This window comes from Acidovorax sp. Leaf78, from assembly GCF_001422735.1.
In the GTDB taxonomy this organism is placed as follows: Bacteria; Pseudomonadota; Gammaproteobacteria; order Burkholderiales; family Burkholderiaceae_C; genus Acidovorax.
On the sequence record NZ_LMLZ01000023.1, the window covers coordinates 1 to 14,540 of the forward strand.

Genomic DNA, 14,540 nt, shown 5'->3' on the forward strand with positions numbered 1-14,540 from the left:
GGCCGAGGCTGTGTGAAAACCCAACCCTAAACCGCTGCTAAAAATTAAAATAACGGCACCCGATTCAAGCGAGGTGCCCCATGAAGCGATTCATCGAAGGCGAAGACCGACAACAGGTCACCCTACTGCCGGAGTGCCTGGATGATTACATCGCAGAGGACAACCCGGTGCGCGTTGTCGATGTCTTTGTCGAAGAGTTGGATCTTCGGGCCCTGGGCTTCGATGGGGTCAATCCTGCGGTCACTGGACGGCCTGCGTATCACCCGGCCGTACTGCTCAAGCTCTACATCTACGGGTACCTCAACCGCATCCAGTCGAGCCGCAGGCTGGAGCGCGAAGCCCAGCGCAATGTTGAGCTGATGTGGCTGACCGGGCGCCTTGCGCCGGACTTCAAGACCGTTGCGGATTTCCGCCGAAGCAACGGCACGGGCATCCGCAACGTCTGCAAGCGCTTCATCGCCATGTGCCGAAAGTTGAACCTTTTCTCACAGGCAATCGTGGCCATCGATGGCAGCAAATTCAAGGCCGTCAACAGCCGTGACCGCAACTTCACGCCCGGCAAGATCGAGGCCCGCCAGCAGCAGATCGAGCAGAGCATCCAGCGCTACCTGGACGCGCTGGAGACCGCTGACCGCACACAGCCCGCAGAGGTGGAAGCCAAGACGGAACGACTGCAGGAGAAACTAAAGAAGCTGCGCGATCAGATGCGGCGACTCTATGGTCTCAAGGAGCATCTAAAGAGCCTGCCCGATGGCCAGATCTCCCTCACTGATCCCGATGCGCGTTCGATGGCCACCCAGGCCAAGGGATCGGGCCTGGTGGGCTACAACGTGCAGACCGCCGTCGATGTCAAGCACCACTTGATCGTCGCGCACGAGGTGACGAACGTTGGCAATGACCGTGCACAACTGCACAACATGGCCTGTGCCGCAGACCAGGCTATGGGGAGCCAGGGCTTGCAAGCCTTCGCCGACAGAGGCTACTTCAGCGGCCCGCAGCTCAAGGCCTGCGAAGACGCTGGCATCACGACCTTCGTGCCCAAGCCGATGACATCGAACGCGAAGGCTGAGGGCCGCTTCGACAAAGGCGACTTCATCTACGTCGCCAAGGATGACGAGTACCAATGCCCCGCAGGCGAACGTGCGATCCACCGATTTGCAACGACGGAGAAGGGGCTACACCTGCACCTGTATTGGTCAAGCGCCTGCCCCAAGTGCCCGCTCAAAGCACAGTGCACGACCAGCAGCAATCGGCGCATTCGCCGCTGGGAGCACGAAGAGGTGCTGGAGCGCGTGCAGCAACGGCTGGACAGCAATCCCGAGGCGATGACATTGCGCAGATCAACGGTGGAGCATGTCTTCGGAACGCTCAAGCACTGGATGGGCTCGACGCACTTCCTGATGAAGACCCTCAAGCACGTGGGCACCGAGATGAGCCTGCACGTGCTGGCCTACAACCTCAAGCGGGTGATGAGCGTGATGGATATCGCGCAGACGATGCGGATGGTGAAGGCGTGAGGCCTTTGTTGGCTTTTACAGGCTGAAAAAGCCTTTAGGAAGGCGTCAAAAGGCTCCAGGTGCGCAAGAAACGGCCCTACAGCAGTGCTGCTGGAAAATGAGGCCCAGTGACGCGGTACGGGCTGGTTCACATGCTCATTGCGCGTTTCCACACAGCCTCGGCCAGAAGCAGNCCCTACAGCAGTGCTGCTGGAAAATGAGGCCCAGTGACGCGGTACGGGCTGGTTCACATGCTCATTGCGCGTTTCCACACAGCCTCGGCCAGAAGCAGCCGCTGGCTCGTAGTAAAAGCGGACGATCTACCCAAGAGCTCAGAAGCTGCCAAAGGCGGTCGCTTCAATGAAAAATCAGCCATTTGTGTCTGCTGCTCGCTTCTTGTATAGCTTTGCAGCAAGATCGAGCCTCGCAGCTTGTACCAGAGCCTCAGACGGTGCTGGATCAGCTAATGGCCTAAACATCTCCGTGATGTTGGCGAGTATTTGGGCTGGGGTCATGATGAACCCCCATGGAACGCCCCACCAACCGAACAGTGTGCAGAAAACTAGCGAGCCAAAGTTTGTTTTCCTCCCGCAAGAATGGCAGCAAATGTGCGTACGGTTAGTCCATTGTGTGAAGATGCCCGCGGACCACACACGGTAGTACCGCCGCACTTCAATCTTTGAGCCGGCTTGCTGACATTCAGGGCAAGTGCCGTTCTTGATGCGCAATGCATGGCTGAGGATTTCTCGCGCTGAGATGTCCTCAGATACCTCCAGTAGACGCGCATTACGCAGGCATGCTTTGCTGCAGAACCGCTGCCCCTCGTCCAAGACCGCTGAAAATCTAGCGGAGCTGCCGCAGAAATCGCATTCATTTGTACCCTTGGTCTGGCGATAGGCCGCCTTCCTCGCTTGCAGCACAAGAGGTTGCAACTTTGAATCTTCAATCCCGCGCGATTTGAGCAAAGAAAGAATTGCTTCTTTTGCTTCATCAGCGAGGTCTACAGTTGCGTAGCGCTGCAACAGATCTTCGGTTTCGTCATTCCGAAACCGCTCCAGAAAGTATTCCTTTGGGTACACGTGGCGATCTCTTGGTAAAAGTTCTGACGTAATGTATCCGGCAAAACCAAGGGGAAGCTAGGCCGCGTTGGATGTCACCCCAGGGGGCCTTGCAGCCTCTGCCCGAGGGCATCGATCCCGGCTTCGAGTACGCGCCAGGCAATGCACGGCTGCGCAGCGCCATCCCGCCCGAGCGCCCCGATCCCATCGGGGGCGGCCCGAGCAGTTCGGGCAGCGTGGGCCTGCCCAACCGCCGCCCATCCGACCCGCTGCCGCCGCCCCGGCCGCTGCCCGCTTCGGTGGTGCTGCCCGCTGGCATGGCGCCCCAGGACTACGTCGGCGCGTTCCTCGAGCGCTTCGGCGCCACGCTGGCCGAGCCCGCCATCGTGCGCGACGTGATCGGCGAGCGCCTGGTGGTAGGTGCCCAGTTGTTCCAGGACGCGCAGGGCGGGTGGAAGGTGCTCACCCTCGGCCGCAAAGCCACCTGGGCCGAGTTCGCCCAGGCCCACCCCGACAAGATCAAGCAGCAAGGCACCAGCGTGTTCGACCCGGTGCTGTGCGAGCTGGTCTACCGCTGGTTCTCAGCGCCCGGCCACCTGGTGCTAGATCCTTTCGCTGGCGGGTCGGTGCGCGGCATCGTCGCGGCGGCAACAGGCCGCGCCTATGCGGGCGTAGACCTCCGCGCCGAGCAGATCGAGGCCAATGACGCCCAATGGGCCCAGCTCGGCCAACCCGGCCTGCCTGCACCGCGCTGGGTGCAGGGCGATGCGCTGGCGGTGCGCCGGACTCTGCCTGATGTGCAAGCCGACCTCCTGTTTTCCTGCCCGCCCTATGGCAACCTGGAGCGATACAGCGACGACAAGGCAGACCTGTCCACAATGCGCTATCCACGCTTCCTGCGCACCTACCGCCAGATCATCAAGGAGGCCGTGGCCATGCTGCGCCAGGACCGTTTCGCCTGCTTTGTGGTCGGTGACATCCGGGACACCCAGGGCCTGTACCGTGGATTCGTGAGCGACACGATTGCCGCCTTCCGCGATGCAGGTGCGCGGCTCTACAACGAAGCCATTCTGGTCACCCAGGCGGGCTCGCTGCCGATCCGGGTGGGGAAAGGCTTCGAGATATCGCGCAAGCTGGGCAAGACGCACCAGCATGTCCTGGTTTTCGTGAAGGGCGACCCCCAGCGCGCGACGGCGGCCTGCGGAGCGGTGCGCTGATGCTCCCGGCGCCCGTGGTTGAGCAGCATGCGGGCGTCCTGGTGGTCCGAGACGACTTGCTGCCAGGCGGCACCAAGATGCGCGCCATCTTGCCGCTGATGCAGACACAGGCGGCGGCCGAGTTCGTGTATGCGAGCCCGGCCCAAGGCTACGCCCAGGTAGCCCTGGCGCACTGCGCACGCCTGCTCGGGCGCCGGGCCACCGTGTTCACGGCCGCCCGCAAGGTGCCACACCCGTTGACCGTGGCGGCGGCCGACGCTGGAGCGGCCGTGGTGCCGGTGCCCTGTGGCTATCTGTCGGTGGTTCAGGCCCGCGCTCGGACATACGCGGCCGAGCGCGGCGCCTACCTGGTCCCCTTTGGCGCGGAGGACGCTGCAAGCCTGCGCGCTATCGCCAAGGCTGCGGCGGCCACGGGCCTGCAGCCCGCCGAGGTATGGAGCGTGGCGGGCTCGGGAGTCCTCACACGGGCGCTGCAGCTCGCGTGGCCGACCGCCCGATTTGTGGCGGTGGTGGTGGGTAGGGAGGGGTGCGATACCGGCCGAGCGAGGCGGATATTGCATCCGCTGCCCTTTGGCCGAGCGGCACAGGTGCTGCCGCCTTTCCCAAGCGCGGCGGGCTACGACGCCAAGGCCTGGGAGTACATACGCGCCGAGGCGGGGCCTGGCGCGTTGTTTTGGAATGTGGGGGCGTGAGAGGGGCGATCAGGCAAAGCGCTCACGCAGGGCCGCATGACCGGCCTCTTTGGCCGCTTCGGGGTCCACGCCAAGCTGAGCCATCCACCGAGGGTTCGTGTAGGCCGTGCGGGCGTCCAGGATCGCATCGCGGTGCTTGTCCAGGCGGGGGAAAGATGCAGCCAAGCGGACGGCGTCAGCCCAGCGGCCAGCGGCCATGTGCTCGCGAACCAGAGAGGCTTTGGATTGGGGGGCGATGGTCATTGCGGGGGCTCCTAAAAGTCGGTCGGACTCTAGGGAAGACCTCCGCTAATTGCGAGTCAGGAGTTTTGCTGATGGCTGTTTAGATGTCTGTAAACAGAAGCGTGCCAATCAGACTTTTTTGACCTCCACCCCCTCCACACGAACGCGCCCCTCACGCGCATGCTATGCATACACCGCCCCCCCCAACCTGAAAGAGGGCAACTGATAGAGCTTCTGCGCCTTTTCTTCTGCGCCGAGCAGCGCTGCACGTAGATCGGGACGCAGCCTCATGAAGGGCCCCCAGTGGGCAAGTCTCCAATTTGACTGCTCTGAGAAAGGGTCACCGAGGATGAATATCGCAGCAAGTACTTCGGTCGCGCAATCGCGAGTGCGGTGATCTTCTCTCAGCAAGCCCCAGAACTTGAAACGCAGGGGACCAGAGGGCAGGACTATTGGCATAGAGCCTCCATGTTGAACTGGAGGCCCATGGTGCAGCCAAAGCCAGGGCCGAACAAGCGCGAACCTGAGAGGGCGAGGTGGGGTACACCGCGTCGTCAGTTAACTTGTTGCAATTTCATTTCAGTGGGTGTAACGCGAACCGCGAGGATTTATCGCACGCATGCGGTCCAAGTTTTCGCGGCGCGCTTCACAGCACTGCCCCCGCATACCCATAGAAACCCAGACGTTTATTAAGAATAATTCGCGTTTGGTTTTATCATCCGGGTGTTACAAACCCCGAAAGACGCATCCATGTCGAAGACCGTGAAAGCCCTGCTCTGCACCTGCGCACTGGCCGCCGCCGCTGGCGCCGTTTCTGCCCAGGAGCAGGTCGTGAACCTCTACTCGGCCCGCCACTACTCCACCGACGAAGCGCTGTACACCGGCTTCACCAAGGCTACCGGCATCAAGATCAACCGCGTGGATGCGGACGACGCAGGCATCCTGGCCCGCCTGAAGGCCGAAGGCGCGGCGTCCCCCGCCGACGTGATCCTGCTGGTCGATGCCGCCCGCCTGTACAAGGGCGAGGTGGACGGCCTGTTCCAGCCCGTCAAGTCCCAGGTGCTGAACGACGCCATTCCTGCCAACCTGCGCAGCGCCCCCGCGGCCGACGGCGGCATCGCCTGGTATGGCCTGTCCACCCGCGCACGCGTCATCGTCTACAACAAGATCAAAGTGGAAAAGGCCGACGTCGACACCTATGAAGAACTGGGCGACCCCAAGAACAAGGGCAAGCTGTGCATCCGCTCCGGTTCGCACCCGTACAACCTGAGCCTCTTCGGCGCGGTGACAGAGCACCTGGGCGAGCCCAAGGCCGAGGCCTGGCTCAAGGGCATGGTGGCCAACCTGGCCCGTCCTCCCAAGGGCGGCGACACCGACCAGATCAAGGCCGTGGCATCGGGCGAATGCGATATCGCCGTCACCAACAGCTACTACCTGGCCCGCATGATGCGCTCCAACAAGCCCGAAGACGTGGCCGTGGTCAACAAGGTGGGCGTGGTGTTTCCCAACCAAGACTCCTGGGGCACCCACCTGAACATCGCCGGCGGCGCAGTCGCCAAGCACTCCAAGAACCAAGCCAACGCCGTCAAGTTCCTGGAATACCTGGCCAGCCCCGAAGCGCAGAACTACTTTGCCAACGGCAACAACGAATGGCCCGCCGCCAAGGGTGTGGCGCTGGACAACCCCGCCCTCAAGGCCATGACCAACGGCAAGCCGTTCAAGAGCGAAACCATCCCGATCAGCGCCGTGGGCGCCAACGTGACCAAGGTGCAGCAGATGCTGGACCGCGTGGGCTTCCAGTAAGCAGCCCCGGCCCCGCTGCACGCGGCCGCTCTGGCGGCGTGCGTGCCAGCCTCCCAGCAGCCCGGCCCCGCCGGGCTGCTTTTTTTGCGCCTGCAAAGCTGCAGAGCCAGCGCGACACATCGGCCATAATTGACGTTTACGTTAACGTCACTTACTGGAGACACCTCATGGACATCAAGGGCAAGGTTTTCATCGTCACCGGCGGCGCATCGGGCCTGGGTGAAGGCACGGCACGCATGCTGGCTGCGCAGGGCGGCACGGTGGTCATCGCCGACATGCAGGCCGACAAGGGCGAAGCCGTGGCCCGTGACATCGGTGGCGCCTTTGTGAAGTGCGACGTGAGCAACGAGGCAGACGGCCAGGCCGTGGTGGCCAAGGCCGTGTCGCTGGGCAAGCTGATGGGCCTGGTCAACTGCGCCGGCATCGCCCCGGCCGAGAAGACCGTGGGCAAGAACGGCGCCCATGCGCTGGCCGTGTTCAGCAAGACCGTCACGGTCAACCTGATCGGCAGCTTCAACATGATCCGCCTGGCCGCCGAAGCCATGAGCAAGAACGAACCCGAAGCCACCGGTGAGCGCGGCGCCCTGATCTCCACCGCCAGCGTGGCCGCCTACGACGGCCAGATCGGCCAGGCGGCGTACGCGGCCTCCAAGGGTGGCGTGGTGGGCATGACCCTGCCGATCGCCCGCGACCTGGCCCGCAACGGCATCCGCAACATGACCATCGCCCCCGGTATCTTCGGCACGCCCATGCTTTTCGGCATGCCGCAAGAGGTGCAGGACGCGCTGGCGGCCGGCGTGCCCTTCCCCAGCCGCCTGGGCACGCCGCAGGACTACGCCAAGCTGGTGCAGCACATTTTTGAGAACGACATGCTCAACGGCGAAGTAATCCGCCTGGACGGTGCGATCCGCCTGGCGCCGAAATAATTCACCCCCTGAGTCGTTTCGCGCCTCGGTGCCCCCGCCAGAGGCGCTGGCTCTTCAGGCACGTCCAATCCTGCGCAGGCAGGCTTGGAGCCGCGGCCCTCGGCCCCCTCTCGTCTCGCTGCGCGAGTGGAGAGGGGGCGCTCCCTGAGCACGTAAGCAAAGCGCCGCCTGCGCGGCTTGGCGGCCCTCGCGCGGGAGCACTGGCTTTGGTCGCGCCAGTGTCAAGAGTCGGCTACCGCGCTTCTTGCCCGAGCCCCCAAGCGCAGCAGCAGCGCCATCGATGCCGCACACACCAGTGCCGCCACCGCAACCGACATCCACATCGCTGCCGCCGCACCATACCCATCCATGACCGCCGCGTAGACCACCGGCGCACAGGCCGACAGCGCAAAGCCCGGTGCGACCAGACGCCCCACGAAGGCGCCATAGGTGCGGTGGTCGAACAGCACCAGCGGCAGCGTGCCGCGGGTGATGGTGAGCAGGCCATTGCCCGCGCCGTAGAGCAGCACAAACACCAACGCCGCAGCCAGCGTCTGGCCAGACGCAAGACCTGCCAGGCACGCCAGCGGGAGCAGCAACGCGGCCAACACGGTCAAGGCCAACGGGTGAAACCGCGCCCCAAACAGCACATCGGCCAGGCGCGCAGCGGACTGCCCGACACCGCGCAGCGACGCGGTGCCGACCGCCACGGGCAACGCCAGTCCCAGGCCCGCGAGCAGCCCGACCATGTGCGCAGACATGCCGGCATTCAGAAAATTCACCAGCGTGGTCAGGGCGGCAAAGAGCACGCCCGCCAGTGCGCGGTCCGCACCTATCAGGGCCAGGGGTTCGACCCGCTCACGCAAGGCAACTTCGGCAGGCTCCACGTCCCTGAACGTGGCCGCCGAGCCGGGCAGCGCGAGATGCAGCGGCACGGTCAGCAGTGCCAGCGCCGCGTACACCAGCAAGGCGACACGCCAACCGGCACCGTCTGCCAACACATGCCCCAGCGGCCAGAAAGCGGTCGACGCCAAGCCGCCCAGCAGCGTGATCTGCGCCATGGGCCGGCGCGCCTGCGGCCCTGCCCAATGGGCCAGTGCGGCAAAGGCTGCGTCGTACAGCGTCAGGCGCATCGCCAGGCCCATCACCGCCCACGCGGCGTAGTACAGCGCTACGCCATCCGCAGCGGCAAGGCCAAGGCAGCCGGCCACCTGCAGCAGGGAGCCGCACACCATCACCCGGCGCCCACCCCAGCGGTCGACCCAGCGGCCCGCGGCGGCAGAAACGCCGCCCATCACCAGCAGCGCCACGGCGAAACCGCCATGCACGGTGGTGCGCGCCCAGCCCAGGTCTTGCACCATCGCCTCGCCCAGCGCACCAATCAGGTAGTACGAAATACCCCAGCAGATGAACTGCGAGACGCCCAGGCACACGACCACGCGGCCGTGCAGCCGCTGGGCGGTCGGCCTGCTCGCCGTGCCCGATGCCAGGCCTGCCACTACGCCACCTCGCGCGGTGCCGAAACCGCCGCCGACGATGTATCTCCCGGCAGCGCGCCATCGCCAGCCCCCAGCGGGCGCTGCATCAACACGGTGTCCAGCCAGCGCCCCTTCTTGAAGCCCACCGAGCGCAGCGCACCGATGCGCTCAAAACCCATGCGCGCATGCAGCGCCATCGAGCCCGCGTTGTCGTCGCCCTGCCCCACCACCGCCAGCATCTGACGCCACGGCCCGGCCTCGCACTGGCGGATGACCTCGCCCAGCAGCGCAGCGCCGATGCCACGCCCCGCAAGGCCCGGCGCGACGTAAACGGAATCTTCCACGGTGTGACGGTAGGCCGAGCGGGCGCGGTACGGCGTGGCGTAAGCGAAGCCGACCACATGGCCCTCCAGCTCAGCCACGAGATAGGGGAGCCCCGCTGCCAGCACCGCCGCGTGGCGCGCGCGCAGGTCGTCGACACCGGGGGGCACCTCTTCGAACGAGGCCAGCCCATGCAGCACATGGTGCGCGTACAGCGCCTGAATGGCGGGCAAGTCGCCGTGGTGTGCGGGGCGCACGGCACATGTCGTAGACGGAGCAGCACCTCCAACAGTGGGGGTCAGCAGCGCGGTCGTGTCCGCCGTGGCGATGGAAGTAAAGGAATGTGGGATTGGCGTCAAGGTATGCATGGTTGCCAGTGTGGCCACATCCTTCCCATAAAAGAAGCTTTCTCAATTTATGCAAAGTATGAGAAATTCTTTGGCATGGAACGCATCAACCTTAACCAATTGCACGGCTTTGCCACCGCCATCGAACTGGGCAGCTTCTCTGCCGCGGCGCAGCGGCTGGACCTGACCCAACCAGCTGTCAGCCTGCAGGTGCGCCAACTGGAAAAACGGCTGGGCACGGTATTGGTCGAACGGGTCGGCCGGGTGCTGCGCCCTACCGCGGCAGGTGCGGAGCTGTTGACGCACGTGGGCCGCATCGATGCAGCGGTGAGCGAGGCGATCGATGCCGTGTCGCGCCACGCCGACGGCAGTACCGGCCGCGTGCGCCTGGGCACGGGCGCCACGGCCTGCATCTTTTTGCTGCCGCCGGTGTTGCGGTCGTTGCGGCAGCGGTTCCCGGGGCTCGACATTACGGTGAGCACCGGCAACACCGCAGACATCGTGCAGGCCGTAGAGGGCAACACGCTGGACCTGGGCCTGGTCACGCTGCCTGCCAGCGGCCGGATGCTGGAGGTGATCCCCTTGCTGAAGGACCCCTTCGTGGCCATTGCCCCCGCAGGCACCGGGCTGCCCGCACGCGTCAACGCCAAGGAACTGGCGCGCCACCCGGTACTGCTGTATGAACCCGGCGGCCAAACCCGCCGCTTGGCCGATGCCTGGTTTGCACGCGCCGGCGTGGCACTGCAGCCTGCCATGTCGCTGGGCAGCGTGGAGGCAATCAAGGAACTGGTGGCTGCAGGCCTGGGCTGCGCGGTGCTGCCGGGCATGGCGGTGCAAGGCGTGCACCGTGGACATGGAGGCGCGCTGGAAGTGCGACCGTTGTCACCGCCCCTGCGCCGCACACTGGCCGTGGTGATGCGCAGGGACAAAAAGCTGCACTGGGGGTTGCGCGAAACGGTGGCAGCGTTGCGGGCGGTGGAATGAAAAGATGGTGCGCTGCGGGTTGCAGGCCATTTGCTTGAAGTGCATACAGAGTTTCCGCGGCCAGCACGCACACTCAAAAGCAACCACCGCCACCGCCACCGCAAAACCCAAACGCCGAACGCCGCAAACGCCAAACTACTCAGCTGCACGAAATCGCCGCCGGTATTTCATGCGGTCGCCCTCCGCAGAGGATCAGGTTTTCCAACTGTGCATGCGGCCAAAAAAGATCCAGACAAACAAAAACGGACTGCAGTCGTGAAAACTGCAGTCCGTTTATTTTTGACCACCCCACAACAAAATCTGCTGCGTGGCGAAAATCTGGCGGAGTGGACGGGACTCGAACCCGCGACCCCCGGCGTGACAGGCCGGTATTCTAACCAACTGAACTACCACTCCTGGCAGGCAGCTTTCGCTTGCTACAACTTGGCGACCCTACGGGGATTCGAACCCCGGTACTCACCGTGAAAGGGTGATGTCCTAGGCCTCTAGACGATAGGGTCAAAACCTTGGAACTAACCGAACTCAAATTGTGGTGGAGGTAAACGGGATCGAACCGATGACCTCTTGCATGCCATGCAAGCGCTCTCCCAGCTGAGCTATACCCCCACGGATCTCTGGACGAATCCAAAGAAAAACCCTTGCATATCAAAGACCTGCAAGGGCTTTTGACTGGCGGAGTGGACGGGACTCGAACCCGCGACCCCCGGCGTGACAGGCCGGTATTCTAACCAACTGAACTACCACTCCTGGCAGGCAGCTTTCGCTTGGACCGATGGCGTGTGGGCCGTCCCCACCGTCAGCACGCGCGCGGGCATGGCCAGTTGCGGCATCTTCAGGCCCTGGCTCGCCAGCACCTGCTTGAATGCAGCGCTGATGGAGGCCTTGTCCCATTCGCAGGCAGACAGGGCATCTGCCAGTGCGTCCAGTGCGGGGGCGATAGCTTCGGTGACATGCTGGGCGCGCTCGGCGTCCACCGGGGTCACGTCGCCGTAGAACACCTGCGCCCAGTTGGCGAGGGCCACGGTGGTGTCGCAGCGGTCCTTGAACAGTGCGCAGATGCGCACCAGCCGGCCGTCGGCCAGCGCCTGCGCAGAGATGCCCCGCTGCTGCAGCTGCGGCGCCACCAGGGCGGCCAGTGCATCGTCGGCCAGGGCCTTGATGTGCTGCGCATTCACCCAGCGCAGCTTGGCTTCGTCGAACTGCGCGGCGCTGCGGCCCAGGTGGTCCAGGTTGAACCAGGCCAGAAACTGCTCGCGGCTGAAAATCTCGTCGTCACCGTGGCTCCAGCCCAGGCGCGCCAGATAGTTGACCATGGCATCGGGCAGATAGCCTTCGTCACGGTACTGCGTGACGGGTTTGGCGCCGTTGCGCTTGCTCATCTTCTCGCCCTGCTCATTGAGCACGGTGGGCAGGTGGGCGTACACCGGTGGCTCCTTGCCCAGCGCACGGAAGATGTTGATCTGGCGCGGCGTGTTGTTCACATGGTCGTCGCCGCGGATCACGTGGGTGATGTCCATGTCGATGTCGTCCACCACCACGCAGAAGTTATAGGTGGGAGTGCCGTCGGGGCGCGCGATCACCAGGTCATCGAGTTCGTCGTTGCTGATCTCGATGCGGCCCTTGACCTTGTCGTCCCAGGCGACCACGCCGCCCTGCGGGTTCTTGAAGCGCAGCACGGGCAGCACGCCTTCGGGGATGGCGGGCAGGGTCTTGCCGGGCTCGGGGCGCCACGTGCCGTCGTAGCGCGGCTTTTCCTTGGCGGCCATCTGCTTCTCGCGCAGGGCATCGAGCTCGGCAATGCTCATGTAGCAGGGGTACACCAGGCCCGTGGCCTTGAGGTCTTCGAGCACGGCGCGGTAGCGGTCCATGCGCTGCATCTGGTAGAACGGGCCCTCGTCGGGCTGCATGTTCAGCCATTCCATGCTCTCCAGGATCACGTCCACCGCCACCTGGCTCGAGCGCTCGACATCGGTGTCTTCGATGCGCAGGATGAAGTCGCCGCCCATGGCGCGCGCAAAGGCCCAGGGGTACAGCGCCGAGCGGATGTTGCCAAGGTGGATGAAGCCGGTGGGCGACGGCGCAAAGCGGGTGCGCACGCGGCCAGTGGCGGGGGTGGAGGTGTTGTTCTGGTCGGTCATAGTCTTGCTGGGTGGTCCGCCCTGCCCTGGCAAATGCCGGGGGTGCGCAGGCGGCGGTCAATGCCAAATGATAAATGCCGTGCCGCGGGCGGATGTCCGCAGGCCTGAAACGGCACGGGCGCCCCGACCGATCGGCGCGCCCATGGGCGGATGTTCAGTGAGCAAAGCGCGCGGTGCACAAAGCGCCGCACCAAAAACTATCCTGCGGATTTGGATTCAGCCGGATAACTAGGCGGGGAGCCGCAGACAGTGCTGTAGCACGGCAAGGCTCCGGAGCGACGTTAGCCGGTTGAAGGCAAATCCGCTTCACGCATCCTGGGCGTTGGGAAGCGCCAGGCGGGAGGTGTCTTCCTCGTTTTCTTCCACCCCTACGCGGCCTTCGTTCAGGCGTGCGATGTCTTCGGCGGTGATGTCGCCCGTGACGTAGGTGCCGTCAAAGCACGATGCGTCAAAGCCGACGATGGACTTGTTGAGCGAGCCTATGGCGCGCTTCATGCCGTCCACGTCCTGATAGATCAGGGCGTCGCAGCCGATGGCCTGGCGGATTTCTTCCACCGTGCGGCCATGGGCCACCAGCTCGCTGCTGGTGGGCATGTCGATGCCGTACACGTTGGGGTAGCGCACCGGTGGCGCGGCGCTGGCCAGGTAGACGTTGCGGGCACCGGCGTCGCGCGCCATCTGCACGATCTCGCGGCTGGTGGTGCCGCGCACGATGGAGTCGTCCACCAGCAGCACGTTGCGGCCCTTGAACTCGCTGGCGATCACGTTGAGCTTCTGGCGAACGGATTTCTTGCGCACGCCCTGCCCGGGCATGATGAAGGTGCGGCCCACGTAGCGGTTCTTGACGAAGCCCTCGCGGTACGGCACGCCCAGCAGGTGCGCCAGCTGCGTGGCGCTGGGGCGGCTCGACTCGGGGATGGGGATGATCACGTCGATTTCATTAGGCGGCACGGTGGAGACCACGCGCTTGGCCAGGGCCTCGCCCAGGTTCAGGCGGGCCTGGTACACCGAGATGCCGTCCAGGACCGAATCGGGGCGCGCCAGGTAGACGAACTCGAAGATGCAGGGGTTGAGCTGCGGGTTCTCGGCGCACTGGGCCGAATGCACGGTGCCATCGAGCGTGATGAACACGGCCTCGCCGGGTTCGACGTTGCGCTCGAACACGTGCGAGGTGCCTTCCAGGGCCACCGATTCGCTGCCCACCATGACGTTGCCGTCCGCGCTTCGGCCAATCGCCAGCGGGCGGATGCCGTGCGGGTCGCGGAAGGCCAACAGGCCATGGCCGGCGATCATCGCGATCACTGCGTACGAGCCCTTGATGCGCTTGTGCACGGCGCGCACGGCGTCGAACACGTTTTCGGGCCGCAGCGGTACGCCTGCAGTGGCGCGCTCCAGTTCGTGCGCGAACACGTTGAGCAGCACTTCCGAGTCGCTGTCGGTGTTGGTGTGGCGGTGGTCGGTCTGGAACAGTTCCGTGCGCAGCGTCTGGGCGTTGGTCAGGTTGCCGTTGTGCACCAGCACCAGGCCGAACGGCGCGTTCACGTAGAAGGGCTGGGCCTCTTCCTCGCTGTAGGCATTGCCGGCGGTGGGGTAGCGCACCTGGCCCAGGCCCACGCTGCCGGGCAGGGCCCGCATGTTGCGCGTGCGGAACACGTCGCGGACCATGCCCTTGGCCTTGTGCATGAAGAACTTGCGGCCCTGCTGGGTCACGATGCCTGCTGCATCCTGGCCGCGGTGCTGCAGGAGCAGCAGCGCGTCATAGATCAGCTGGTTGACGGGCGTTGTGCTGACGACGCCGACGATTCCACACATAAGTTTTTTCCATCCGTTTGCGGGAACAGCCCCGCGGCAATCACACAGCGGCAGCTTCTGGCCACCA

12 protein-coding genes and 4 tRNA genes are annotated in these 14,540 nt (G+C 64.5%); 6 read left to right on the forward strand and 10 right to left on the reverse strand.

The window, feature by feature from the left end; all coding sequences use genetic code 11:
* Positions 1-80: 80 nt before the first annotated feature.
* Positions 81-1,517, forward strand: coding sequence for an IS1182 family transposase (locus ASF16_RS20710; protein WP_056171779.1), 1,437 nt, complete (start codon positions 81-83; stop codon positions 1,515-1,517).
* 347 nt (positions 1,518-1,864) lie between these two features.
* Here the strand turns inward: ASF16_RS20710 and ASF16_RS26305 are convergent, their stop codons facing one another.
* Positions 1,865-2,575: a hypothetical protein gene (locus ASF16_RS26305; RefSeq protein WP_156372164.1), complete on the reverse strand. Its 711-nt coding sequence runs from the start codon at positions 2,573-2,575 to the stop codon at positions 1,865-1,867.
* 89 nt (positions 2,576-2,664) lie between these two features.
* On the opposite strand from ASF16_RS26305, the gene ASF16_RS20715 reads away from it, so the two are divergent.
* Positions 2,665-3,771, forward strand: a complete 1,107-nt coding sequence (locus ASF16_RS20715; protein WP_056171781.1) for a hypothetical protein — start codon at positions 2,665-2,667, stop codon at positions 3,769-3,771.
* A 77-nt stretch (positions 3,772-3,848) separates the two neighbouring features.
* Positions 3,849-4,463, forward strand: a complete 615-nt coding sequence (locus ASF16_RS26310) for a hypothetical protein (protein ID WP_200926949.1) — start codon at positions 3,849-3,851, stop codon at positions 4,461-4,463.
* 9 nt (positions 4,464-4,472) lie between these two features.
* Here ASF16_RS26310 and ASF16_RS20725 read toward each other — a convergent pair whose 3' ends face one another.
* On the reverse strand, positions 4,473-4,706 hold the full coding sequence (locus ASF16_RS20725) for a hypothetical protein (RefSeq protein ID WP_056171785.1): 234 nt from the start codon (positions 4,704-4,706) through the stop codon (positions 4,473-4,475).
* Between the two features lie 729 nt (positions 4,707-5,435).
* Between ASF16_RS20725 and ASF16_RS20730 the strand changes: the two genes are divergently transcribed.
* Both ASF16_RS20730 and ASF16_RS20735 read left to right on the forward strand, forming a co-directional pair.
* Positions 5,436-6,488: an extracellular solute-binding protein gene (locus tag ASF16_RS20730; RefSeq protein WP_056171787.1), complete on the forward strand. Its 1,053-nt coding sequence runs from the start codon at positions 5,436-5,438 to the stop codon at positions 6,486-6,488.
* A gap of 167 nt (positions 6,489-6,655) precedes the next feature.
* The gene (locus ASF16_RS20735; RefSeq protein WP_056171789.1) at positions 6,656-7,414 is read left to right on the forward strand and encodes a 3-hydroxyacyl-CoA dehydrogenase; all 759 of its coding nucleotides are present in this window, start codon (positions 6,656-6,658) and stop codon (positions 7,412-7,414) included.
* A 221-nt stretch (positions 7,415-7,635) separates the two neighbouring features.
* On the opposite strand, the gene ASF16_RS20740 is transcribed toward ASF16_RS20735, so the two are convergent.
* Positions 7,636-8,892, reverse strand: coding sequence for an MFS transporter (locus ASF16_RS20740; protein ID WP_235507465.1), 1,257 nt, complete (start codon positions 8,890-8,892; stop codon positions 7,636-7,638).
* Positions 8,892-9,449: an N-acetyltransferase family protein gene (locus ASF16_RS20745; RefSeq protein ID WP_369817183.1), complete on the reverse strand. Its 558-nt coding sequence runs from the start codon at positions 9,447-9,449 to the stop codon at positions 8,892-8,894. The genes ASF16_RS20740 and ASF16_RS20745 overlap by 1 nt, the downstream gene beginning before the upstream one ends.
* Before the next feature lie 186 nt (positions 9,450-9,635).
* On the opposite strand from ASF16_RS20745, the gene ASF16_RS20750 reads away from it, so the two are divergent.
* Positions 9,636-10,523 carry a LysR family transcriptional regulator gene (locus ASF16_RS20750; protein ID WP_056171791.1) on the forward strand — a complete coding sequence of 296 codons (888 nt, stop codon included), beginning with the start codon at positions 9,636-9,638 and terminating at the stop codon, positions 10,521-10,523.
* A gap of 319 nt (positions 10,524-10,842) precedes the next feature.
* Here ASF16_RS20750 and ASF16_RS20755 read toward each other — a convergent pair.
* The 6 genes from ASF16_RS20755 to purF all read right to left on the reverse strand — a co-directional run bounded on the left by ASF16_RS20755 (position 10,843) and on the right by purF (position 14,473).
* Positions 10,843-10,919: transfer RNA gene (locus tag ASF16_RS20755), tRNA-Asp, on the reverse strand.
* Positions 10,920-10,947: 28 nt separating this feature from the next.
* Positions 10,948-11,023, reverse strand: a tRNA-Glu gene (locus ASF16_RS20760).
* A gap of 30 nt (positions 11,024-11,053) precedes the next feature.
* A tRNA-Ala gene (locus ASF16_RS20765) sits at positions 11,054-11,129 on the reverse strand.
* 64 nt (positions 11,130-11,193) lie between these two features.
* Positions 11,194-11,270: transfer RNA gene (locus ASF16_RS20770), tRNA-Asp, on the reverse strand.
* Complete coding sequence (gene gltX, locus ASF16_RS20775; RefSeq protein WP_056172233.1) at positions 11,261-12,661, reverse strand: glutamate--tRNA ligase; 1,401 nt, start codon at positions 12,659-12,661, stop codon at positions 11,261-11,263. The genes ASF16_RS20770 and gltX overlap by 10 nt, the downstream gene beginning before the upstream one ends.
* 306 nt (positions 12,662-12,967) lie before the next feature.
* Positions 12,968-14,473: an amidophosphoribosyltransferase gene (gene purF / locus ASF16_RS20780; RefSeq protein WP_056171793.1), complete on the reverse strand. Its 1,506-nt coding sequence runs from the start codon at positions 14,471-14,473 to the stop codon at positions 12,968-12,970.
* Between the last annotated feature and the right edge of the window lie 67 nt (positions 14,474-14,540).